22 protein-coding genes and 1 other RNA gene are annotated in these 24,437 nt (G+C 53.0%); 21 read left to right on the forward strand and 2 right to left on the reverse strand.

What is annotated here, in order from left to right:
• Positions 1–105: 105 nt before the first annotated feature.
• From FHS19_RS09635 to rnpB, 10 genes are all read left to right on the forward strand, one after another.
• Positions 106–261 (forward strand): YqzL family protein, encoded by a 156-nt coding sequence (locus tag FHS19_RS09635; protein ID WP_094598739.1) that lies wholly within the window; start codon positions 106–108, stop codon positions 259–261.
• Between the two features lie 36 nt (positions 262–297).
• Positions 298–1,059, forward strand: a complete 762-nt coding sequence (gene recO / locus FHS19_RS09640) for a DNA repair protein RecO (protein ID WP_183581694.1) — start codon at positions 298–300, stop codon at positions 1,057–1,059.
• Positions 1,060–1,437: 378 nt separating this feature from the next.
• Positions 1,438–2,325 (forward strand): glycine--tRNA ligase subunit alpha, encoded by an 888-nt coding sequence (gene glyQ, locus FHS19_RS09645; RefSeq protein ID WP_183581695.1) that lies wholly within the window; start codon positions 1,438–1,440, stop codon positions 2,323–2,325.
• Entirely contained in the window at positions 2,318–4,393 is a 2,076-nt protein-coding gene (glyS, locus tag FHS19_RS09650; protein WP_183581696.1) for a glycine--tRNA ligase subunit beta, read from the forward strand. The genes glyQ and glyS overlap by 8 nt, the downstream gene beginning before the upstream one ends.
• Positions 4,394–4,680: 287 nt before the next feature.
• On the forward strand, positions 4,681–5,139 hold the full coding sequence (locus FHS19_RS09655) for a YaiI/YqxD family protein (protein WP_183581697.1): 459 nt from the start codon (positions 4,681–4,683) through the stop codon (positions 5,137–5,139).
• A 48-nt stretch (positions 5,140–5,187) separates the two neighbouring features.
• Positions 5,188–7,008, forward strand: a complete 1,821-nt coding sequence (gene dnaG / locus FHS19_RS09660) for a DNA primase (protein ID WP_183582872.1) — start codon at positions 5,188–5,190, stop codon at positions 7,006–7,008.
• A 41-nt stretch (positions 7,009–7,049) separates the two neighbouring features.
• On the forward strand, positions 7,050–8,183 hold the full coding sequence (gene rpoD / locus FHS19_RS09665) for an RNA polymerase sigma factor RpoD (protein WP_183581698.1): 1,134 nt from the start codon (positions 7,050–7,052) through the stop codon (positions 8,181–8,183).
• A gap of 364 nt (positions 8,184–8,547) precedes the next feature.
• The gene (locus tag FHS19_RS09670) at positions 8,548–9,324 is read left to right on the forward strand and encodes a tRNA (adenine(22)-N(1))-methyltransferase (protein ID WP_183581699.1); all 777 of its coding nucleotides are present in this window, start codon (positions 8,548–8,550) and stop codon (positions 9,322–9,324) included.
• Positions 9,300–10,415, forward strand: a complete 1,116-nt coding sequence (locus tag FHS19_RS09675) for a Nif3-like dinuclear metal center hexameric protein (protein WP_183581700.1) — start codon at positions 9,300–9,302, stop codon at positions 10,413–10,415. The genes FHS19_RS09670 and FHS19_RS09675 overlap by 25 nt, the downstream gene beginning before the upstream one ends.
• 83 nt (positions 10,416–10,498) lie before the next feature.
• Positions 10,499–10,909: RNase P RNA component class A (gene rnpB, locus FHS19_RS09680), an RNA gene on the forward strand.
• Positions 10,910–11,423: 514 nt separating this feature from the next.
• On the opposite strand, the gene FHS19_RS09685 is transcribed toward rnpB, so the two are convergent.
• The gene (locus FHS19_RS09685) at positions 11,424–13,313 is read right to left on the reverse strand and encodes a S8 family peptidase (RefSeq protein WP_183581701.1); all 1,890 of its coding nucleotides are present in this window, start codon (positions 13,311–13,313) and stop codon (positions 11,424–11,426) included.
• A gap of 249 nt (positions 13,314–13,562) precedes the next feature.
• On the opposite strand from FHS19_RS09685, the gene FHS19_RS09690 reads away from it, so the two are divergent.
• From FHS19_RS09690 to thiI, 6 genes are all read left to right on the forward strand, one after another.
• Entirely contained in the window at positions 13,563–14,069 is a 507-nt protein-coding gene (locus FHS19_RS09690; RefSeq protein ID WP_183581702.1) for a YpuI family protein, read from the forward strand.
• A 136-nt stretch (positions 14,070–14,205) separates the two neighbouring features.
• On the forward strand, positions 14,206–14,424 hold the full coding sequence (locus FHS19_RS09695; RefSeq protein WP_183581703.1) for a DUF1540 domain-containing protein: 219 nt from the start codon (positions 14,206–14,208) through the stop codon (positions 14,422–14,424).
• Between the two features lie 59 nt (positions 14,425–14,483).
• Entirely contained in the window at positions 14,484–15,122 is a 639-nt protein-coding gene (locus FHS19_RS34830) for a DUF5353 domain-containing protein (RefSeq protein WP_246426533.1), read from the forward strand.
• A gap of 163 nt (positions 15,123–15,285) precedes the next feature.
• The gene (locus FHS19_RS09705) at positions 15,286–16,011 is read left to right on the forward strand and encodes a lytic transglycosylase domain-containing protein (protein ID WP_183581704.1); all 726 of its coding nucleotides are present in this window, start codon (positions 15,286–15,288) and stop codon (positions 16,009–16,011) included.
• Between the two features lie 132 nt (positions 16,012–16,143).
• The gene (locus tag FHS19_RS09710) at positions 16,144–17,304 is read left to right on the forward strand and encodes a cysteine desulfurase family protein (protein WP_183581705.1); all 1,161 of its coding nucleotides are present in this window, start codon (positions 16,144–16,146) and stop codon (positions 17,302–17,304) included.
• Complete coding sequence (gene thiI / locus FHS19_RS09715; protein WP_183581706.1) at positions 17,301–18,530, forward strand: tRNA uracil 4-sulfurtransferase ThiI; 1,230 nt, start codon at positions 17,301–17,303, stop codon at positions 18,528–18,530. Before FHS19_RS09710 ends, thiI begins: the two co-directional genes overlap by 4 nt.
• A gap of 79 nt (positions 18,531–18,609) precedes the next feature.
• On the opposite strand, the gene FHS19_RS09720 is transcribed toward thiI, so the two are convergent.
• The gene (locus FHS19_RS09720) at positions 18,610–19,299 is read right to left on the reverse strand and encodes a TerC family protein (protein ID WP_183581707.1); all 690 of its coding nucleotides are present in this window, start codon (positions 19,297–19,299) and stop codon (positions 18,610–18,612) included.
• 132 nt (positions 19,300–19,431) lie between these two features.
• Between FHS19_RS09720 and FHS19_RS09725 the strand changes: the two genes are divergently transcribed.
• The 5 genes from FHS19_RS09725 to FHS19_RS09745 all read left to right on the forward strand — a co-directional run bounded on the left by FHS19_RS09725 (position 19,432) and on the right by FHS19_RS09745 (position 24,363).
• Complete coding sequence (locus FHS19_RS09725; RefSeq protein WP_183581708.1) at positions 19,432–20,094, forward strand: TerC family protein; 663 nt, start codon at positions 19,432–19,434, stop codon at positions 20,092–20,094.
• 253 nt (positions 20,095–20,347) lie between these two features.
• A complete protein-coding gene (locus FHS19_RS09730) occupies positions 20,348–20,857 on the forward strand; it encodes a hypothetical protein (RefSeq protein ID WP_183581709.1) in 510 nt (169 codons plus the stop codon).
• 150 nt (positions 20,858–21,007) lie between these two features.
• Positions 21,008–22,849 (forward strand): translational GTPase TypA, encoded by a 1,842-nt coding sequence (typA, locus tag FHS19_RS09735; RefSeq protein WP_183581710.1) that lies wholly within the window; start codon positions 21,008–21,010, stop codon positions 22,847–22,849.
• Positions 22,850–22,894: 45 nt separating this feature from the next.
• Positions 22,895–23,191, forward strand: a complete 297-nt coding sequence (locus FHS19_RS09740; RefSeq protein ID WP_076169828.1) for a YlaH-like family protein — start codon at positions 22,895–22,897, stop codon at positions 23,189–23,191.
• A 92-nt stretch (positions 23,192–23,283) separates the two neighbouring features.
• Complete coding sequence (locus FHS19_RS09745) at positions 23,284–24,363, forward strand: LCP family protein (RefSeq protein ID WP_183581711.1); 1,080 nt, start codon at positions 23,284–23,286, stop codon at positions 24,361–24,363.
• Positions 24,364–24,437 lie beyond the last annotated feature (74 nt).

The raw sequence follows: 24,437 nt of genomic DNA on the forward strand, positions 1-24,437 counted from the left end.
GGGGATCCCGTCTTGGCAGGAATTGCAACACATAGTTTCACGGCTTTCGTAACATCCTATTTTTTGAAGATGCAGACGTCATTTCCGAAGAAAGGATGAATACGAATGCGAGATTTTTCGTGGAAGTATTTTGCGATGACTGGAGATGTGGATGCTTACTTGCTCTATAAACAAGCCGCCGGCATGACGGCGGATGAAGCGGAGACGGCGGCTGCGGCACAGCTGCTGGATGAGACGGATACCTATGAAGAGAACGAATGATCTTTGGCTGCTCCGGGAATGGCTGGGGGAAGAAGCATGCTATACAGGGTGGAAGGGATCGTCATCCGCAGCATGGACTACGGCGAGGGGAACAAAATCATTACGATTTGCACCGAAAACGCGGGTAAAGTAGGCGTACTTGTCCGGGGCGCAAAGAAAGTGAAAAGCCGCCATGCTGCACTGACACAGCTGTTTACGACAGCGGAATACGTATTTTTCAGAAACGGCACGGGACTCGGCACGCTGAACGCGGGGGAAATCAATCAATCGCATCACGTGCTGCGCGAGGACATCGTCCTTGCCGCTTATGCCTCCTACGCCTGCGAGCTGCTTGACCGCGTGCTTCAGGACGAGGAGACGGGAAGCTTCTGGTACCAGCAGCTCAAGGCATGTCTTGACGCGCTGGAAGAGGGCAAAGATCCCGCCGTCATTATCAACTTGTATGAGATGAAAATATTGCAGACTGCAGGATACGGTCCCGAACTGTCATCCTGCATTTCTTGTGGAAGGGATATTCCCCCCCAAGAGGAACGCTACTGGGTGAGTCCGCGGCTCGGAGGCGTACTGTGCCGTGCGTGCAAGCACCTGGATTCTCAGGCCATGGCGATATCGCCAAGGACGATGAAGCTGCTGCGGCTGTTTGCCCAGCTCGATTTGCGGCGGCTTGGCCACGTCGATGTGAAGGAAGAGACCAAGGCGGAGCTGAAGGCCGTCATGCGGGCATTTATGGATATGCAGCTGGGGCTGAATTTGAAGTCGCGGGGCTTCCTCGATCAGATGGAGAAGTACGGGCTGTAGGATCTTTTGCAGGAGATCTTGACTACCGGAATCATTTCCTGTAGTATATATTAAGTTTCTAATTAAATTGTCTGACACGCAATGATCGAAGAAGTAGTGGGTCTTCCATTCCTGTTAGCGAGCCGGGGAGGGTGCAAGCCTGGCGGAAGGAGTCCATGAACCGGCACTTCGGGAGCGTGATACGAAATCGGAAAAGTGGGTTGTTCCCCGGCTAATGTGAGGGGCAGCCAAGTAGGGTGGAACCGCGGGATCAGCTCTCGTCCCTATGTCTGTACAACAGGCATAGGGCGGGAGCTTTTTGTTGTACAGAAATTGTGATCATGATTGGCGGACATCAGCCGCCTATTCCCCCCAATTTCCAATGAAGGAGAGTCGTATATGAACTTTCAGCAGATGATTTTGACGCTGCAGCAGTTCTGGGCCAATCAGAATTGCATTATCGTGAATCCCTATGACACGGAAAAAGGGGCCGGCACGATGAACCCGATGACCTTTTTGCGTTCTCTCGGGCCGGAACCCTGGAAGGTAGCCTATGTAGAACCTTCCCGCCGGCCATCGGACGGCCGATACGGGGAAAACCCGAACCGTCTCTATCAGCACCACCAGTTCCAGGTGATCATCAAACCGAGCCCGGACAACATTCAGGAGCTGTATCTCGATAGCCTGAAGGCGCTCGGAGTGAATGCGCTTGACCACGATATCCGCTTTGTCGAGGACAACTGGGAGAACCCTTCGCTTGGATGCGCAGGCCTTGGATGGGAAGTGTGGCTGGACGGGATGGAAATCACCCAGTTCACTTACTTCCAGCAGGTGGGCGGTATTGAAACGAACCCGGTCGCTGTGGAAATTACCTACGGCATGGAGCGCCTGGCTTCCTACATTCAGGAGAAGGAAAACGTGTTTGACCTGGAATGGGTTGACGGCATTTCTTACGGCGACGTGTTCCATCAAGCGGAAGTGGAGCATTCCACGTATACCTTTGAAGTGTCCGATGTAAAAATGCTGTTTACGCTGTTCAACATGTACGAGCAGGAAGCAGGCAAGGCGATGGAGCGGAATTTGGTATTTCCGGCATATGATTATGTCCTGAAATGCTCGCACACGTTCAACCTTCTCGACGCAAGGGGAGCCATCAGCGTTACGGAGCGTACCGGCTACATTACCCGGGTGCGCAATCTGGCCCGCCAAGTGGCGGCAACCTACATGGAGGAGCGGGAGAAGCTCGGCTTCCCGCTGCTGAAGAAAGGAGGCGACCTGAATGTCTAAGGACCTGTTGTTTGAAATCGGCCTGGAGGAAGTACCGGCACGTTTTTTACGCGCAGCGATGGAGCAGTTGGAAGAACGCATGGTGAAATGGCTGGAGCAGTCCCGGATCGCCCACGGTGTAGTTCACTCCTACGCAACTCCCCGCCGCTTGGCCGTGCTTGTTAAATCGGTTGCGGAGAAGCAGGAGGACGTGCAGGAGGAAGTGAAGGGCCCGTCCCGTAAAATCGCCCTCGACGAGAACGGCAACTGGAGCAAGGCCGCGCTTGGTTTCGCCCGCGGGCAAGGCGTAGATCCCGAGCAGTTTACGTTTAAAGAGCTGAACGGCGTGGAATACATTTACCTCACGAAGAGCAGCAACGGCGTCGAGACTGCCGCACTGCTGTCTGAAGCACTGCTCGGCATCCTCTCTTCGATGACATTCCCTAAGCATATGCGCTGGGGCAGTTACGAATATAAATTTATCCGTCCGATCCGCTGGATTACAGCTTTGTTCGGCACGGATGTCATTGATCTGGAAGTGACCGGCGTGAAGTCGGGCAACGTGACCCGCGGCCACCGTTTCCTCGGAACGGAAGCCGTCGTGGCGGAAGCCGGCGCTTACTCGGAAGTATTGCGCGGCCAGCACGTCATCGTCGACGTGAAGGAACGCGAAGGCATGATTCTGGAGCAGATCGAGTCGCTTGCTGCGGAGAAGAACTGGACCATTGCGGTCAAGGACGATCTGCTGGAGGAAGTGCTTTTCCTGGTGGAAACGCCGACGGTGCTCAACGGAACATTCGATCCGTCCTTCCTGAACATTCCACAGGATGTGCTGATCACTTCCATGCGGGAGCATCAGCGGTACTTCCCTGTTCTGGATGGCGAGGGACAGCTGCTGCCTTTCTTCGTAACGGTGCGCAACGGCGACAAGCGGTCGCTCGACGTGATCGCCAAAGGGAACGAAAAGGTGCTTCGAGCCCGCCTGTCGGACGCCAAGTTCTTTTATGAGGAAGACCAGAAGCTGGAGATCAAGGACGCGCTCTCCAAACTGGAAAGCATCGTTTTCCACGAGGAAATCGGCACGGTTGGCGACAAGGTCCGCCGGATCCGCCGCATAGCCGACCAGATCGGAGAAACGCTGCACATTTCCGGTACGGACAGCGAATCGGTAAGCCGCGCTGCGGACATCTGCAAATTCGACCTCGTTACGCAAATGGTGTATGAATTTCCAGAACTGCAAGGGGTCATGGGCGAAGACTATACCCGCAAAGCCGGCGAAAGGGAAGATGTGGCCAAGGCGGTATTCGAGCATTACCAGCCCCGTTCGGCATCGGACGACGTTCCGTCCAGCCTCGTGGGTTCCATCGTCAGCATCGCGGACAAAATCGACACGATCGTCGGCTGCTTCTCGATCGGCATCATCCCGACCGGCTCCCAGGACCCTTATGCGCTGAGACGCCAGTCCCAGGGCATCGTGCAAATTCTGCTGGCTAAGCAGATGCCGCTCACGCTGTCCCAGCTGTTCGACATCGCGCTCGGTGTGCATGCTGAGCTTCGCAGCTTGGACCGTCAGCCGGACGACATCCGCAAGGATCTGGTCGAATTCTTCGGCCTCCGTGTGAAGAAACTGCTCTCCGAGACACTCCGCTACGACGTAGTGGACGCCGTCATTTCCGCCGGCTTCGACGATGTAATCTCCGTCGTATCCCGCGGGGAAGCGCTGATGCAGGCGGTTAACAGCGGAGACGACTTCAAGACGACCGTGGAATCCTTTAACCGGGTCAGCAATCTGGCAGCCAAAGCGGAAAAGGCGGAAGTTCAGGAGCCGCTCTTCGTGGAAGAGGCCGAGTCCAATCTGTTCCGCGCTTGGCAGTCCATCACCGCCGATTACCATACAGCGCTGTCGGAGCGGGATGGAGCCAAAGCCCTTGCCCTTCTTGGCGACATCAAAGAAGCCGTTACGAAGTTCTTCGATTCCGTCATGGTCATGGCCGAGGATGAGCGGGTCCGGGCTAACCGTCTGGGTCTTTTGGCATCGATCGACCGCGATTTGAAGCAGTTTGCCGATTTCAACAAGCTGGTATGGTAAACTTTTAAAGGTTTCGGGTAAAAGAATACGGAAGCGGGACGAAACAAAACGGTCCCGTTTTCGTATCTTTTTCATGTATATAGATTGAACTAAAGTTTTTCATTGAACTTCCCGTTATAACAGCCAATGCGGCCTATAACGTTCATTCTTTAGTTCGTTCTATGTATGCAAAAGTTTTCCGGCAGCACTGTCAGAAGTTGTAATGTCCGCCCCGGAAGGATTTTTATAGGACAGGCTCGTATATAATAGTACGGAATACCAAGAATGACAGGTGGGCTCGATCGGCTATGGATGACAGACAAATCGTTGTGGACGGCGATGCTTGTCCGGTGAAACAGGAGATTGCCGCGGCGGCTAAGGCTTGGGGCATTCCCGTGCTGATGGTCTCTTCGTTCGATCATTTGATCCAGGCCGGGGAGGGCGTTCGGACCGTTCAGGTGGACCGGAGCGATCAGAGCGCCGATCTGTACATCGCCAATCATATCCGCCGGGGGGACGTTGTGATTACCCAGGACTACGGGCTGGCCGCTTTAGCCTTGTCGAAACATTGCTATGTGCTCTCCTTTCGGGGCATGCAGTTTCATAACGAGGACATCGAGTTTATGCTCGACCGCAGGCACCATCAGGCCAAAGCGCGAAGGAGCGGCAAGCATTCCAAAGGTCCGAAATCGATCACGGCGGAGGATAAAAGAATATTTCAACAGAAACTGACAAAACTTTTGCAGGATTTGCAGGAGAACGTATAACGATAGCGAATTATATTTTACGTGCAAAAAGAGATGAAGGTGGTTATGATGAGTGCCGGACATGGAAGCATTCCGGAAAAAGTCATCGACGCGGTGCTGGAACAGCACGATATCGTCGATACGGTAAGCAGGTACGTTCATCTGACCAAGCAGGGGAAATACATGAAAGGCCTCTGCCCGTTTCATTCGGAGAAAACACCGTCTTTCACGGTCACGCCTGAGCGGCAAATCTTTTACTGCTACGGCTGCGGCAAGGGTGGAAATGCCATCAAATTCAGGATGGAAATCGAAGGATTATCTTTTCCCGAAGCCGTTAAAGTCATGGCGGAAGAGAGCCACATCGCGGTTCCGGAAGGGCTGGGGGGACCGGTGCATCAGCCGAATCCCGAGAGAGACCGCCTGCTTCAGGCCTACGAATGGACAGCGAAGTTTTATCACTTTTTACTGAAAAATACGGAGCATGGCAAGGCAGCCATGGATTATTTGCGGCAGCGGGGCTTTACCGACAAGATGATCGATTTGTTCCAAATCGGGTATGCTCCGGATACGTGGAATACGCTGGTCCAGTTTCTGTCCAAGCGCTCCTTTGATCTCGAAGAGATGGAGAAGGGCGGATTGCTCACGAAGCGCAGCGACGGCGGGGATTACTTGGACCGTTTCCGGGACCGGATCATGTTTCCGATCCACGACCGCAGCGGCAAGGTGATCGCTTTTGCCGGCAGGATCCTTGGCGAAGGGCAGCCGAAGTATTTGAATTCGCCCGAGAGCAAGCTCTTTAACAAAAGCCGGACGCTGTACAACCTGCATCAGGCCAGACCGTCCATCCGCAAATCGCGGCAGATCGTACTTTTTGAGGGATATGGGGACGTGATCTCGGCTTGGGAAGCAGGGGTTCAGAACGGCGTAGCCACGATGGGCACATCCTTAACGGAGAATCACGCCTCCCTGATGAAGACGATGGCGGATGAAGTGCTGGTTTGCTACGACGGAGACCGGGCCGGACAAGCCGCGGCGATAAAGTTGATTCCGCTGCTTGAAACCGTAGGGCTGAACATCAAGATCGCGGTGCTGAGCGAAGGGCTGGATCCTGACGAATTCATCCGGAAATACGGGGCGGAACGGTTCGTGCGGCAGATTATCGAGGGCGCCGTTTCGACCACAAAATTTAAGCTTATATATCTGAAAAAAAACCATATACTCCTAGAAGAAGATGGGAAAATCGCCTACATGAAGGAAGTCCTGCCCATCATCGCGGTGCTGCCTTCTTCCACCGAACGGGAGGTATATTTAAGGGAATTATCTTCAGAATTGCAGCTTTCCTTTGACAGCTTGAAGCAGGATTGCAACGAGATCCGCCAGTCGATGCAAAAAAACATGCCGGATGGGGATAATAACGACAAAAGGTGGAATAATGGTAGGCATAAAAAAGGGCATGTTCCCGCCCCGACATTACTGCCGGCTTATCATACCGGAGAACGTCGCCTTTTAGCCATGATGCTGCAGGATGCCGAGGCCGCCCGCTACGTGGAAGAACGGCTTGGGGACGCGTTTAACATTGATGATCATGCAGCGATTGCTGCTTATCTATATGCCTATTATGCACAGGGCAAATCACCGGATATCAGCCGGTTTATGTCGTCGCTCCACGACGATCGCCTCGAGAAAACCGTCAGCTCCATCTCCATGATGGATATGCCGCGGGAGTGGAGCGTGCAAGAGCTGGATGATTGCATTCGGGAGGTACAAAAAGTCCCGCAAAAACGGAAAATAGAGCAGAAGAAAGAAGAAATGATATCTGCCGAACGGTCCGGAGACTTTTTGCGTGCTGCACAAATTGCAAGTGAGATTATAGCCCTAGAGAGACAGTAATCGTTGGCTTCGATGGTTTCTAGGGAGGAGGGAGTCGAAATATGGCGAATGATCAGCATACTGAACTAGAGACAGAATTTACGCTTGATCAGGTGAAGGATCAGCTGATTGAGCAGGGTAAAAAGAGATCGTCACTGAATTACAAAGATATTATGGAAAAACTATCGCCGTTCGACCAAGACCCTGAACAGATGGATGAGTTTTATGAGCATCTGAACGATTTGGGTATTGAAGTGGTCAATGAGAATGATGAGGAAGTCGGCAATATGCGTCAAGGCGACGACCCTGAAGGAAACGACAATGACGACTTTAACTTTGACGATGACCTGTCTTTGCCGCCGGGCATTAAGATCAACGATCCCGTACGGATGTATCTCAAGGAAATCGGCCGGGTGCCTCTCTTGTCCGCTGACGATGAGGTGGAGCTGGCTAAGCGGATTATGAACGGGGACGAGGAAGCGAAGCGGCGGCTGGCCGAAGCGAACCTGCGTCTCGTTGTCAGTATCGCCAAACGCTACGTCGGGCGCGGCATGCTCTTCCTTGATTTGATTCAGGAAGGCAACATGGGCCTGATCAAGGCGGTTGAGAAATTTGACCATAACAAAGGGTTTAAATTCAGTACGTATGCCACTTGGTGGATTCGTCAGGCCATTACGCGCGCGATCGCGGACCAAGCGAGAACGATCCGGATTCCGGTTCATATGGTGGAAACGATCAACAAGCTGATTCGGGTATCCCGTCAGCTGCTGCAGGAATTGGGGCGCGAACCAACGCCGGAGGAAATCGCGGCCGAGATGGAACTCAGTGTGGAGAAGGTCCGGGAAATCATGAAGATTGCCCAAGAGCCGGTGTCGCTTGAGACGCCAATCGGGGAAGAGGATGATTCCCACCTGGGAGATTTTATCGAGGATCAGGAAGCTCTGGCTCCTGCCGATGCGGCAGCCTACGAGCTGCTGAAGGAACAGCTGGAAGACGTGCTCGATACGCTGACTGAACGCGAGGAGAATGTGCTCCGGCTTCGTTTCGGTCTGGATGACGGCCGGACCCGTACGCTTGAGGAAGTGGGCAAAGTGTTTGGCGTTACCCGTGAACGGATTCGCCAAATCGAAGCCAAAGCGCTCCGGAAGCTCCGGCATCCTAGCCGAAGCAAACGGCTTAAGGATTTTCTCGAATAAGCGAAACCAACGTGGACCTTCTGCGGCGTGCCGCCAGTAAGGTCCTTTTTTTTGATATAAGATAGTGGCCTTGGTGGCTGGGCTTCTTTATATCGCAATATCGCAGCGGACGGGCTATGTATTTCTGAGGCTTCGGCTGACAGCCTGCCTGTAAGTTCTGTTTTCTTTTAGAATTATTTCCTTAATTTGTTTTTATTTTAGCGCTTTTAACGAGCCAATGCAAATGATCTGGACATTTACCCAAAGATTGGAATTGTGTGTTCCAGAGGTCCGGTCCCTGCTTCTGCTGCTGCCGATTTGCAGAAAGGACCTGCCGTTTGGTAGGGTATAGGAAGGAAAAATAACTGATGGTGACGGTGGACATATGAAATTATCAAGAAGATTACAGCTCATTATGGAGCAGATTCCCCATGGAAGCCGCCTCGCGGATATTGGCTCAGACCACGCGCTTCTGCCGGTAGCAGCCGTTGAGGCGGGGAGAGCGGTAAAGGCCGTGGCGGGGGAAGTCAATCAAGGCCCCCTTCAAGCGGCGGCCAGGCAGGTAGCGGAAGCTGGATGGGGTGATGACATTTCGGTCCGGCTCGGAGACGGTCTGGCGGTCATTTCTCCGGGGGAAGTGGATGTCATTACAATCGCCGGAATGGGCGGAAGCCTGATTGCGAGCATTTTGAACGAGGGGCAGGACAAGCTGCCCGGGGTGAAGCAGCTCATCCTGCAGCCGAACGTTGGCGAAGATTTGCTGCGCCGGTGGCTGCTCGATCATGACTGGGTGCTGGTGTCCGAGCTGATTATCGAGGAAGACGGTAAAATGTATGAGATTTTGACGGCTGTACCGGAGCATTCATCGCCCGTCCGGCCGAATGAGGAATTGTATCGGGAGCGCGTATGGAAGGCCGGGGAAGCCGGCGACGACGTAATCCTTTCGACGGATCTGCTGATCCGCATGGGACCTTGGCTGCTTGAGCATCCAAATGAAGTGCTTGTAGCCAAATGGCAGGGCGAACTGGCGAAGATGGAAGGCATTCTGAAGTCCGTATCGTCATCCAAGCTGGCTTCCGCCGAATCCAAGGCCAGAGAACTGACTGAAGAAATGAAACAAATCAGGGAGGTGCTTGCATGTTTGCAAAAGGACAAACGGTAATTCAATATATGGAGCAGCTCGCCCCCAAGCACTTGGCGGTACCGGACGACCGGATCGGGCTGCAGCTGGGCAGCCTCCAGAAGGAGATCCGGAGCGTACTGGTAGCGCTGGACGTCAATGACGAGGTGGTCGAGGAGGCTATCGCGATGGGCGCGGACTTGATCGTGGCGCATCACGCCATCATTTTCCGTCCGCTCAAGCAGCTTCAGACCGACACCCCAATGGGGAAGATCTATGAGAAGTTGATCAAGCATGATATCGCCGTCTACATCAGCCATACCAATCTTGATATTGCCGAGGGGGGCATGAACGACTGGATGGCTGAGGCGCTTGGCATTGCAGACGGCGTACCGCTGGATGAGGTGCATGCCGAGAAGCTGTTCAAGCTGGTCGTGTTTGTTCCGGCCAACCATGCGGATAAGGTACGGACTGCCATGCTGGATGCAGGAGCGGGTGCCATCGGGAATTACAGCCACTGCAGCTTTAACGTGCAGGGCACGGGCACCTTTTTGCCGCAGGAAGGAACGGAACCTTATATCGGCAAGCCCGGGAAGCTGGAACAGGTGGAGGAGGTCCGGATCGAGACGATCGTCCCTCAAGGGATCCGGAACAAGGTCGTTCAGGCGATGATCAAGGCGCATCCGTATGAAGAGGTGGCTTACGATCTGTATCCGGTTGACCTAAAAGGGCGCAGTTACGGGCTTGGCCGGGTAGGCAAGCTTCGGGAGCCGGTGACGCTGGCCCAATTCGTCGACGTGGTCAAGGAGAAGCTCGATGTGCCGCATGTCCGGGTCGTTGGCGACCTAAACCGCAAGATCGGTAAGGCCGCCGTTCTTGGCGGGTCTGGCAGCCGCTACGTGAATTCCGCGATATTCCGCGGGGCTGACGTGCTCGTGACTGGAGACATCGATTATCATACCGCACAGGATGCCCTGATGGCCGGGATTGCCCTGATCGATCCGGGGCATAATGCCGAGAAAATCATGAAGGCCAAAACGGCTGAATGGCTGCAGGCCAAGCTGTCGGACAGCCGCTATGACACGAAAGTCACCGCGTCCCAAATCAACACCGAGCCGTTTCGTTTTATGTAAGAAAAGGTAATCTTCGTTAAATTTATAGGAAATTGCCATTGTGTCCGGCTGCAATTCCTAGTATAATATTTTTTGTTGTCCGGAAAGTTTAACAGACAATCGCTGGCGGCGCGTAAGGCGCCGCGAGAGGAAAGTCCGGGCTCCATAGGGCAGGGTGCTGGATAACGTCCAGTCAGCGCGAGTTGAAGGATAGTGCCACAGAAATGGACCGCCGATGGCTGCTGAATGCAGCGGCACAGGCAAGGATGGAACCGAGGTGTAAGAGACCCCGAGGAGCGTTGGTGACTTCGTTCCTGGTAAACCCCACCTGGAGCAAGACCTAATGGAACGCAGCTTCCTCGAGAAGCAGCCTTTGCCCGAGGCGCGTTCGGGTTGGTCGCTGGAGCCAATCAGTAATGATTGGCCTAGATAGATGATTGTCGCTTATCCGTGGGAGGGTAGTTCCCGAATGCACCACGACGAGCACAGAACCCGGCTTACGTAAAACTTTCCAAACTGCCAACAGTTCTTATTAGGATGACGTAATCAAGGCGGTATCCCGTAATTTTACGGGATACCGCCTTTTTGCCGTCTGTAGCCCGGGTCAAGCCTGTTTTAGACGGATACCATTTAGCTAAGGACAAACGTACAATCCCGATTGGGATCTCCATAATAGACTATATTAAATTTATGAAGGGAGATGCTTATCGAATGAGCCACTGCTTTAATTGTCCTCCTGCAGATCCGGTTTATACCGATCCGACTGTGGTTTATCAAGATTACTACTATCCGCAGGTCGTTCCGATTGTCCACACGGTTGAAATCGTAAAAAGACATCACTGTGTCCCCGTTCCTAAACACTGCTATAACTATGTCGTTCGCGACGAAAACATTGTAGGTACGGTTTCCGCGTACAGAGGTTCGAGACGCGCAGCCCGCAAGTCGAGAGCAAAACGTACACGGTAACTCGTTCGCTAAAAAAGGCAACCCGCCACTTTCAGGGGCGGATTGCCTTTTCTTTGATGAAATTTATTTGGTTTTCTCGCTTTCGCTGCCCATAATCGAGTTCATCTGGTTCTGTACGTGCTGCGGCCACAGCTGAAGTGGGGAATTGCCGCCGCCTGCGACCTGCAACGCTTTATAGATATCAATTTGACCGTTGCCGTAATATTTGTCATGACCTTTCGGCCCCAGGTCAATGGTGCTTTGGCACATAATGTCCATCACTTGTTTATTGGTCAAGTCCGGATTCCGCGAGCGGATCAACGCGGCCATGGCGGCGACATGCGGGCTGGCCATCGAAGTTCCGGACAGGGCGGCGTACTGGTTGCCTGGATAGGTGCTGGCAATGCTCGTCCCGGGCGCCGCCACGTCGATATAATCCCCGTAATTGGAATAAGAGGCTTTTTTCATGTTCGCATCGGTCGCAGCAACGGCGAGAACTTCGGGATAGGCCGCAGGGAAGCCTGGCCGCTCGGTGTTGTCATTCCCAGCCGCGGAAACGAGCACGATGTCTTTGTCATAGGCATATCTCACCGCATCGTGCAGGAACTGGGAGTCGGCGTAGTTGCCCAAGCTCAGATTAATGACTTTGGCCCCATGATCCGCCGCCCAGATGATGCCTTCCGATACCGAATAGGTCGTGCCTGATCCGGATTTATCAAGCGCCTTCACCGGTAATATTTTGTTATACCAGCTGATGCCGGCCACGCCTTCATTATTGTTGACCACGGCCCCGATGATGCCGGCCACATGCGTGCCGTGGCCTACATCGTCCAGCGGATCGCTGCCGGGATCCACAACGTTGTAACCGGACAGCAGCTGACCTTGAAGATCCGGATGGTTAATGTCTGCACCGGTGTCGACGATACCGACAATGACATCGTTGCTTCCCTTGGATAAATCCCAGCCCTGATTCGTTTCGATCGCAGGGAGGTTCCACTGATACTTCGCAAACAGCAGGTCATTCGGCACGTTCGGAAGGCTGCCTGTTTCCGGAACGGTATCGTTGGTTAAATATAAATAATGCGGTTCTACATAATGCGGATTCCAGTTGTTTAAAAAGTACACTTTCAGCTGGCTGTAATCCATTGTGCGGGAACGGAAGACGTAAGCATACCCGAGTTTTCGGGCAGATTCCGCTTTGACGGCACCCTTGATCCGGTTCATCTCTTCCGGAGACGGATCCTGTCGGAAGCGGACGACGATCTCGTTCTCGTAAAAATGGCTGGCGTTTTCGTTATCATGTCCCGTCTTGACCGTCAAATCGCGCAGCGTATCGGCGTGAACCGATTCCACTTTAAACTTGCCCTCTCTCGGGTAAGGGATCAGCCGCAGGTTTTTCTTCTGATGATTTTCCACATCGAGCAGTATTTTTTGATTCATTAAGGCGATGACGCTCTGGCGGCTTTTGGCCGACGGTTCCGCGATGACGAAGTACTGCTTGCCAGCCATTTTGAAGGAGGGAGACTGGTACGACTGGTGATTCTTTACCTGCCTCTTGGCCATACTTAAATAATGATCCAGCCTTTTCCGGTCCTCGGAAGTCCAGGAGTCGTCCTTTTTGGCATATTCAAGCGGTTGATCCAGCTTAGGGTCCTGCCACACCAGCATGGAAAAGTGGTCATGGGTTTTCTGCAAATTCCGTACATAATCGGTAATCTGCTTTGGCTTTGCGCTGCCCAGATTGTTCAGCATAGCCGTCAGATGCTGCCTCGCATCCAGCCGGGTCAAATGATCGGTTGAAGCGATATCCTGCGCCATCATGCTGTTCTTTAAACGATGCTCCTGATGCGGAGCCGGGACGGGAGGGGATTCAGCGGCCTGCTGCCGGCTGTCCGAGCGCGGGAGCAGCAAAAATAACGCGAGCGCGCCGCAAACGGTTGCCGTTCCGATGCCCACCCATTTTCCTTTCGACATAAAAAGTACCTCCTTAAGAATGATAAGTACCTTTAGCGTGAGAAATGGGAAGCTATTTTATACCCTGGCAGCGGACTCAGGCAAAAACCTGCTCAATTCGTCCAAATCGTGACCAGAAAGGGATACCGTTCCAGTTTGTTTTATGTTAGGATAGTACATGAAAATTGATCCTTGCTTCAAACGATGGTGATGAAATTTCGGATCCTCTCCGGGACCGAAAGGAACAAATTAAGGGGGAGCTAATTAGCTATGTCAGCAGGTAATGTTCAAAAATTGTGTGAGACCACGAAAGAGAAGCTGAAATCCGCGATCGAGAAACTGGAACAATTCCTCAATGAGAATTCGATTCCGCAGCTTGCACCAGACAATAATGAGGAAACGCTGCAATTTTACAAAGGATTTTTGTCTGACCTGCGGCATCTTCTGGTGTTCTCCGAAGCATCAGCCGAGAAACTGGGAATTGCATTGCGCCGTGCCAATTTTGACACTGATTTTGCTGAAAAAGCTCTCTATAATGTGTATCATCATTGCGTCAACAACTTCTTTTATCCGAAAAGCGAAAGCTATTCCGAAGATGGCCGTTACGCTTACACGGGGCAGGACGCCATCCGTTTCCGGGTAAAACCGGTTCGGCCGGTAAGAGACATCATTCTCGATATTACCAAAGTATATGAAGAGCTTCGGGACGATCTGACTTATTACGAAAGCGATTATTTGACGGAGCGCCGGATGCACAACCAGCGTTCGCACGCTTAAACCTTATAAGATTACACCAAAGATGCCTGATGTTGGCATCTTTTTTTATTTTCCTCATGACGACCATCAACTGACAAGATGCAGCAGGGATACGCCGATATGGAGCAGGGGACAATGAAGCTTGAGGTGATAAATAATGAAGGATCCAAGAACCTACGTAAAATGCAGCGTCAGCAACTGCAGCTACTGGGGTGAAGAGAACGTCTGCAAAGCCGAGCAAATCCTGATCGAAATCGACAAGCACGCCTCCGCCAAGTACAGCGAGGAATACGGCAGCGAGCTTGGAGAGCACAAAGACCGGGCGGAAAATTCTTCGGCTACCTGCTGTCTGACCTTCAAGCCAAAAACTTCTTAAATTCAAGCGCCCGACTCCATTTATGCACTTATCCATCTGTCGTGAGGAGGCTTCTAATCATGGATGAATTCAACAAACGTGAACAGGAACACAAGACGGATAGCCCATTTGCAGGAAAAGGAATCACTCCCGTTTCAACGAATCACGATTCCCGCACGAATCATCGAGAAGAATATGCAGCTGAGGCGGGTACTTCCTCTGTAACCCGGGATAACGAATACCGGCAGGCGATCGTCACACGGATGCGTACCGATTATCCGCGCAGAGACGCCCATAAAGAGGAGTATGCATCAGAGGTAACATCTCCTGAAGTCACAAGCCGCGCTGCCGGATATTCGATCAGGGACGACCGGAAGGCGGATGCCGCCGGGAAGAGAGCGGATTTGTACAAAAATGACCGCGAGGAGTATGCCGCAGAAGTAGCTCCGGCACCTACGGTCCGTAGGGATGAGGTCCGTACTTCGGATGATACCGAAAACCGGGACACCGTTCAAAACTTTGGACGTACGGCCGGCTATGTCGGTGTAGGCTTCGGCGTCTTGTCCTTGTTTATGTGGTCCATCATCCTGGGCCCCCTGGCTGCGGTCATCGGCTTTTATGCGTACAGCCAAGGCAGCAAGGTATGGGGCGGATGGGCGATGGGACTCGGCATTTTGGCAACGATCAGCTACTTTGTGCTGGTTCCGTTCGCCCGGTAAATCAAACAGGCATAAAGCGTCTTTGGCCGCTGATGAAGCGGCTAAGGGCGCTTTTTTCTTGTCAGCGTTTTTTGGAAGAGGTCTGGCGCAGGGCGGCGGAATCATGGTAAAATAAATCCAATCCGCATGGACGAGATTATGAGGGAAAAAGAGGTTTGAGACTATGCAAATCGATCCGGCTGCAGCGCAGCAGTTGTTGGCAATGCAGGACAACAGCCGTATTCAAAATAGAGACGAGCTTCTCCAAGACATTATCGAGAATGGCAGCACCTCTGATTTTGGTGTTATTCTGAACCAGCTGCTGGATGACTCCAGCGCGGCAGCAGGAGAAATTGATGCTTCAGTACAGCCGACGGTGCCCGGTGTATCGTGGAGTGACGGCCTGCTGTGGCAGCAGCTGGGAGAGGTGAACGCCTCGCCGGTGACGCACGTTGATGAAGTGTCCAAGCCGGTGCATTCCGGTACCGGTAAATCGACCGCTTACAACGACTTGATTGAACAGGCAAGCCGCAAGTACGGCGTGTCCGAATCGCTAATCAAGGCCGTCATCGAGACGGAGTCCACCTTTAATCCGAATGTCGTGTCTTCTGCGGGGGCCAAAGGCCTGATGCAGCTGATGGACGGCACGGCTCAGGGACTCGGGGTCAGCGATCCGTTCGACCCGGCCCAGAACATCGATGCCGGCACGAAATACCTTTCGTATCAGCTGAGCCGCTTCGGTGGACAAGAAAACATGGCGCTGGCGGCGTACAATGCGGGGCCTAACCGGGTGCTCAAGCTCGGAGTATCGACCGATGCCGAATTGATGCAGCATTTGGACCGGCTTCCTGCAGAAACAAGGAACTATATCCGTAAAATTGCGGATGCCAGGGCAAAATATGAAGGTTAATACCAATCGCATAGCGTTGTAAGTTACGGGATCAAACTCGGGAGAACGGGAAGCGGCTCGATATGAAGCGCTTCTTCCGAAGTTTGATCTCTTTATATTGCTTCGGGTGATCCGTGTAAAGGAGGAAACGTGATGATCTATTGGGACCATGCGGCAAGTACGCCACCCAACGAAGAAGTTATCCAGACGATGGCTGAAGTGATGAGACAGCATTACGGCAATCCTTCATCCATTCACCGGATGGGCGAGGACGCCGCCAAACTAATCAAGCGTTCCCGGGAAGTATGTGCCGCCACCCTTGGCGTTAAGCCAGCCGAGATTATCTTGACTTCGGGCGCAACGGAAGGCAACAATATGGCCATTAAAGGAACGGCCTTTCAATATGCCGGCAGGGGCAAGCACATTATCACGACCGCTACGGAGCATCCGTCCGTTTACGACAGCTGTCTGTACCTACGGGAACACGGATTCGAGGTGACCTTTCTTGAGGTGGACCGGCAGGGCCGGATCCATCCGGACCAGCTGCGCAGCCTGATTCGAAAGGACACCATCCTGGTCAGCATCATGCATGTAAACAATGAGACCGGAGCCGTGCAGCCGCTGGAGGCGGCGGGACGAATCATTAAACAGTGCAATCCGCTGACCCTGTTCCATGTGGACGGTGTTCAGGGCTTCGGCAAGCTGCCTGTCGACCTGCAGGCGTGGCAGGCGGATTTATATACGTTATCCGCACACAAAATCCGCGGTCCCAAAGGAGCCGGCGTACTATTCCGAAAGGAAGGGGTTCAGCTTCACCCGCTGCTGTCGGGAGGCAAGCAGGAGTCCGGCATGCGCTCAGGGACGGAGAATTATCCGGGGATTGTCGCCATGGCCAAAGCGATGCGGATGGCTAAAGAGCAATTGGGGCCATTCGGTGAGCAGGTCGGGGCACTTCGGGACGATTTGCTCGCATTTATCCGAACGGTGCCGGCCCTTGTGCTGAACAGCGACGAAGATGGGGCACCGCATATCGTCAACGTGTCCTTTCCCGGGATGAAAGCCGAAGTCCTGCTGCATTCGCTCGAGGAGCACGGCATGCTGGTGTCCACCAAATCGGCCTGCTCTTCCAAGACGGCGGAGCCAAGCCGTGTCCTGCTTGCCATGGGACGGAGCGAGGATGAAGCCTCCAGCGCGATCAGGATCAGCATGGGGCTTACCAACACCAAGAATGATTTGCAGCAGTTGAAGGACGCGCTTCAGGATGCGGTCAACCGGCTGACGCCTTTAATGACAGGAAGGAATGAAATCCATTGAAATATGATATGCTTCTGCTCCGTTACGGAGAAATTACACTCAAAGGAAAAAACCGGGGGCGCTTCGAAAATGCGGTTATCTCGCATATCCGGTCCATTCTTAAGGATTTTCCCAAAGCGAAAATTCGCAAGGAGTACGGAAGACTATACGTTGAACTGAACGGGGAAGAAGCGGAACCGCTGATTGCCTCGCTCCAAAAAATATTCGGGCTGACGTCGATCAGCCCGGTTGTCGTCAGCTCCACGGAGCTGGATTCCATTTTGGAAACATCTTCGGCATTTCTTGCGCAGATGGACATGGAAGAAGAGGTTACCTTTAAGGTCCATGCCCGGCGAGTCTGGAAGGCTTTCCCGCACTCATCCCATGAAATGAACCATCTGGTAGGTGCGCCGCTGCTGAAGAAGTATCCGCTGTTAAAAGTGAGCATGAAGGATCCCGAGCTCACCTTGCATGTGGAGATCCGCGAGCAGGGAACTTATATATTCTGCCAGACGATTCCTGCCGTCGGCGGATTTCCGCGGGGAAGCAACGGCAAGGCCATGCTGCTGCTCTCCGGCGGAATCGACAGCCCGGTCGCAGGGTGGTCCTCCATGCGCAGAGGGCTCGAAGTGGAGTGCGTTCACTTCTACAGCTACCCGTTTACAAGCCGCCTCGCCAAAGAGAAGGTCATCGAGCTGGCGAAAGTGCTCTCAGGGTATGCAGGGGAGATCAAGATTCATCTGGTGCCGTTTACCGAAGTGCAGACGTCCTTCACCGGTATTGGACAGGACAATTTGATCATTACCCTGATGCGGCGTTCCATGCTGCGGATTGCCGAACTGCTGGCCGAGCGTGAAGGGGCGCTTGCGATTGTCACCGGAGACAGCCTCGGTCAGGTCGCCAGCCAAACCCTGCCAAGCATGAACGTGATCGGCCGGGCGACCGTGCTGCCGCTTCTGCGGCCGCTGATCATGATGGACAAGAACGAGATCATTCGGATTTCGAAGGAGATCGGCACATACGATACCTCGATTCTTCCTTATGAAGACTGCTGCACCCTGTTTGTGCCCAAGTCACCGACGACGAATCCGAATTTGCGGGTCGTCGAGAAGGTGGAGGCGTCGATCGAGAAGCTCCCCGAGCTGATCCACGACGCCTTTGAGCGGACCGAAACGCTGGTGCTGACCAAGGATTATGTGATTGGAGAGGAAGACGAAGCAGGCGGCGTTAACGAGGATTGGTTCTAAGATCAAGATTAGGAAACAAAAAAAGGAGGCTCTTCAATAGAAGAGCCTCCTTTTTTTGACAAGCCGGTAAAAGTACGTTCTAACTATACGAATGTTCGTCCTTCCGTTTTTTCATCGACGCGCGTTTCAGGTATCCGAGGGCGAGAATGGCTATGACTACGATCACGATAAACAGCACCCGCAGGAGCGGATATTCTTCAAAAAACGGAGCAAACCGCTTTTCTTCCGTAATCATGTTGGATGCCGTGTAACCGAGTACGGCCGAACCAAGGTAAATAATCCAAGGAAACTTGTTAATAAGCTTAATAAACAGGGTGCTTCCCCAAACGACAATCGGAACGCTGATGAGCAGTCCGAGAATGACGAGGATGATATTCTGCTGGGCTGCGCCAGCCACGGCGATCACATTGTCCAGCCCCATCGCGGCATCCGCCACAATGATGGTCCGTATAGCTCCCCACAAGGTTTGGCCTGCCTTGATGTCCGTATGATCGTCGTTATCGGCCAGCAGTTTGTACGCGATCCATACGAGCATGACACCACCCAGCGCGAGCAGCCACGGCACTTTCAGCAGCCAGACGACGACGATCGTCGCAATGATGCGGAGCAGGACCGCACCGCCGGTTCCATAAAAAATAGCCTTTTTCTGAGTCGAGGGAGCAAGATTCCTCGCAGCAAGGCCAATTACGATGGCGTTATCGCCAGCCAGTATTAAATCCAAAAAGACGATCTTGATCAAATTGACTAAAAATTCTATTACACTGTCCAAATGAGGTCACTCCTTATTATGACTGTATACGGAGTTCAATAGCAAATCGATTCATTATAGGCTAATTTTTCATGTGAAGTCAAGCATAGCCTGGCCAACTCCCACATAGATGTAGAGTGGGGGTGTTGACCTTTGGAATCGATTTGGCTGCTCATTCAGATCCTTATGATCAATTTGGTCCTAAGCGGTGACAATGCCGTCGTGATTGCTCTGGCGAGCAAGGATCTGCCGGAGAAGCAGCGTAAACAGGCGGTATGGTGGGGAGCGCTCGGCGCTGTCATTCTAAGGTGCTTGTTGACTTTTATTGCGGTCATTCTGCTGAAAGTCCCTTATGTTCAGGCGGTCGGCGGGTTCATGCTCATCTGGATCGCCCTAAATCTGCTGATTGAAAACAAAGATGAACTGCGGCTGAAGGAATCCTCCACGATCTGGAAAGCGGTCAGAACCATTCTCGCGGCGGATTTCATTATGAGCCTTGACAACGTGCTGGCCATTGCCGGACTCGCGAACGGGGATCTCGCGCTGATCGTGATCGGCATTGCGATCAGCATACCGATCGTCGTCTGGGGCAGCAATTTGATCGTCACCTGGCTTCACCGTTTCCCGGTGCTCGTATACATCGGGGCAGGCATTCTAGCCTATACAGCCGGGGAGATGCTCCTCCAGGACCACAAGCTTGGCGCTCTACTCTCCGCCTCTCTGCCGGAATTCCACCATCTCATTCCCGGCGTATTGGCCGGATTGGTGATCGTCTCAGGCGGTATCAAGCAGCGGCTGCTGCGGCCGCGTCCATAAACAGGACAATCTCGTCAAAAGCCGGGTTTAACCCGGTTTTTTTTTCTTGTTATGAACATAAAGAATCGCAATGAATGGATTAAAACGGGCTAGCAGAAGGACCTTTCTTTTGCAGGGTTATTTTGGACGGGAGTGCCTAAAAAATTACAGGCGCAATCTGGTTTTTTTCACAGGTTTCAGATAAACTAAAGATGAAAATATGTCGTTTTTTGCGTATGGCGTAAGGAGCGGCTATAGAGAAGAGGGTGGGAGAATGTCCTCAAGAAACGACTTGAAGCTGGGCCTGTTCATTGTGATCGCTGGGATCGTCATTTTGCTTGGCAAGCTTGGAGTTTTCGGTTTTTTGGGCCGCACGCTGTGGCCGCTGGTCCTTTTGATTCCCGGACTGGTTCTGCATATGCTGTTTTTCGGCAACCGGGCGCGTGCCACGGTGCTTGTACCCGGCGGTATTTTGACGGTGTACGGACTGCTCTTTTTACTGTGCAGCACGATCAGCTGGGGGCTGATGTCTTACTTGTGGCCCGCCCTTCTGCTCGGGATCGCGGTCGGAATGTACGAGTATTACCTGTTTGAAAAGCCGCGTCCATCCTCCCTGCTTCCGGCCTCCGTCATTTTGGGACTGGCCTCGCTGGTGCTGTTCTTCTTCAGCCTTCTTCATACCGCGGTGATCTATATCTTCGCCGTGCTGCTGATCGCATTGGGCGTTTGGCTGATTGCCGGAAGGGGGAAATCCAGAAACCGAAAGTGGAAGAGCGGCTGGTGAATCAAGCCTCTATTTTCTGTAAAACACTTGTTTTTTTCTGAAACTTCATTATAATATAAGGGATGTAGAAGCGTCGGCGCTACCGCCTGACGCTTCATTTGTTGAAAGACTTCGTTACGATTTGAAAGGGAAAGGATCTGGATAAAAGCCATGCATTCAAGAGATCAAATTCGCAACATTGCGATTATTGCGCACGTTGACCACGGCAAGACGACTCTGGTTGACCAGTTGCTGCAGCAATCGGGGATATTCGCCAAGCACGAACATCTGCAGGAACGCGCCATGGACTCCAACGATTTGGAGCGCGAACGCGGCATTACCATTCTGGCCAAGAACACGGCCATTACGTATAAAGATTTTCTGATTAACATTGTGGACACCCCGGGGCACGCCGACTTCGGCGGCGAGGTGGAACGGATTATGAAGATGGTCGACGGTGTACTTCTCGTCGTTGACGCATATGAAGGCTGTATGCCTCAGACCAAATTCGTGCTCCGCAAAGCGCTTGAGGCGAATCTGACGCCGATCGTCGTCGTCAACAAGATTGACCGTCCGGCGGCCCGTCCGGCCGAAGTTATCGACGAAGTACTCGACCTCTTCATCGAGCTTGAAGCAAACGACGACCAGCTGAACTTCCCGGTCGTTTACGCTTCGGCGCTGAATGGAACCTCGAGCCTGGACCCGGACAAGCAGGACGACAACATGCTGGCCCTGTATGAAACGATTACCGAGCACATTCCTTCTCCGACGGAGAAGGTCGATGAGCCGCTTCAGTTCCTCGTTACACTGATGGACTACAATGAGTATCTTGGACGGATCGCGATCGGCCGGGTCAACCGCGGCGTGATCAAGCAAGGTCAATCGGTTACGGTCATCATGCGCGACGGCAAGAGCAAAACCGCCCGGATCGAGAAGCTGTTCGGCTTCCAGGGACTGAAGCGCGTGGAGCAGGAAGAAGCCGGAGCGGGCGATATCATCGCCATCGCCGGAATCAAGGACATCAATATCGGAGAAACGATCGCCGATCCGAACCATCCTGAAGCGCTGCCGGTTCTTAAGATCGACGAGCCGACGCTCCAGATGACTTTCCTGGTCAACAACAGTCCGTTTGCCGGCCGCGAGGGCAAGTGGGTAACGTCCCGTAAGCTGCGCGAGCGTCTGATGAAGGAGTTGGAGACCGATGTCAGCCTACGCGTAGAAGAAACGGACAGCCCGGATGCGTTTATCGTGTCGGGACGCGGCGAGCTTCACCTCGGCATCCTGATCGAGAATATGCGCCGCGAAGGATACGAGATGCAGGTTTCCAAGCCTGAAGTCATCGTCAAGGAAATCGACGGCGCCAAGATGGAGCCGATCGAGCGCCTTCTGATCGACGTGCCTGAAGAGAGCATGGGCGCGGTCATGGAAAGCCTCGGTTCCCGCAAGGCCGAAATGGTGAACATGGTCAACACCGGCAGCGGACAGGTGCGCCTGGAGTTTCTGATTCCCGCACGCGGCCTGATCGGTTACCGCACGCATTTCCTGACGCTGACCCGCGGTTATGGCGTCATGAACCATGCCTTTGACAGCTACGGCCCGCTGCACAGCGGTCAGGTCGGCGGACGCCATCAGGGCGTGCTGGTTTCCAGCGAAACCGGAACGAGCACCTTCTACGGCATGATGGGCGTTGAAGACCGGGGCATCCTGTTCCTGGAGCCGGGAACCGAAATTTATGAGGGCATGATCGTCGGTGAGCATACGCGCGATAACGACATCATCGTTAACATCTGCAAAGAAAAGCAGCTGACAAACGTGCGTTCCGCGACGAAAGATGATACAGTAAAAATGAAGACGCCTCGTCTATTCTCACTTGAACAGGCGCTTGAATATTTGAATGACGATGAGTATTGTGAAATCACGCCGAAATCGGTTCGTCTGCGCAAGAAGATTCTGAACAAGAGTGAGCGCGAACGTGCCGAGAAGCACCGCAAGATGGCCGAAGCCAACATGTGATCCGGGTAAGGTCCTCACCTCATTTCTGGAAGGAGTGAACTGTCCGTGCAAGCTTGGTTAGCAGCGCATCCGATTATCTCCTATATTATCATCTTTGTGCTGATCACCTACGTATACAACAAGGTGTTTCGGGTCAAACAGAAGCTTCCGCTTCTCAAAGAGATTCTGCTGTACATTCTGATGGCTATCGGCTCCGGAATGCTGCTGATTTTTCAGCACGACAAGCTTCCGATCATTCAATGTCTGCTTGTCGCGGTAGCTCTGATGTTCACGGTGCGCATCCGCTACTTCGTGGAAGCGCGGCAGAAGAAGAAAGCCGAAGCGGCTGCCAAGCGGGTCTAACGCGCCCGCTGTGGCCCGGCTCTTGCAACATTACGAAGGTTGTCATCGTTTATAGAGAGATTACCTCAAAATAAATGAAAAAGGTGTTTGAGATGAGTCCCAGCAATACGAGTCTACCTCCAAGATCTCAGGGCGGCACCCCGAAAGGGAAAGTGCCTCCAAAGAAGAAAAAGAAAAAGAGCGGGTTCAAAACGTTTTTGAAATTCGTACTGATTCTGATTATATTAGCTGTACTCGCCGCAGCGGGATACGCGGGATATTTGTACTATAAAGCGGATCATGGCGTACTGGACACGGGTGTGGATGCACCGGTCGCTCCTTCCCAATCCGCCAAGGTCAAGCCGATTACGATGCTGCTGCTTGGAACGGACTATCGTCCGGAGACGAAGACGCACCTGTCTGACGTCATCATGATCGCCGCCTTTAACCCGGACACGAAATCGGCAACGCTGGTCTCGGTTCCGCGTGATACAAAGATCGAGCTGAAGGGTTACCGTGAAAATAAGGCCAACGCCTATTATCCGAATTTCCTGGCCGACGAGAAGGAATCCGGGATCAAGGCGACCGATGAGATGAAGACGATGTTCTCCAAGTATTTGGACATCGATATCGATTACGTGACGGTGCTGAATTTCCAGGCCTTCCGCGATGCGGTAGATGCGCTTGGCGGAGTTGACGTGACAGTCGACAAGAACATGTGCTACCGGGATAAAGCCGACGGAACGGACATCAACCTGAAGAAGGGTGAGCAGGAACTGAACGGGAAGCAGGCGCTCGATTTCGTGCGCTACCGGAAGTCCAACTGCCGTCCGAAGACGGACGCTTCCGACGATTTTGACCGCAACCGCAGACAGAACGAAGTTCTTCATTCCCTGATCGACAAGATGCAGACGTTCAAAGGCGTCACGAGCCTGGGCGGAGTGCTGGATGCCATGGATAACAACATGGAAACCGACGTCGAGAAGGATCAATTGAAGAACATGATTGCAGCCTATTGGAAAATTAAAAAAGAAGACGTCAAATTCATGCCGATTACCGGCAACTGGAAAAGCCCTTACGTGTATGTAGACGATGACGAGCTGGATAAAGCAAAGCAGGCATTGAAGGACGAGCTTGCCGGCAAGACCGCCGTGGAAGCCGGTACTTCAGCGGATGAAAGCTCAAATCCGTAAAGTTGGGTGCAAGTTTTGGGACGACATATAATATACTAGAGTACAATGGAACCTGTACAGGAGGTCAGTGCGAT

Origin of the sequence: Paenibacillus rhizosphaerae (genome assembly GCF_014192015.1) — a bacterium.
In the GTDB taxonomy this organism is placed as follows: Bacteria; Bacillota; Bacilli; order Paenibacillales; family Paenibacillaceae; genus Paenibacillus_AQ; species Paenibacillus_AQ rhizosphaerae.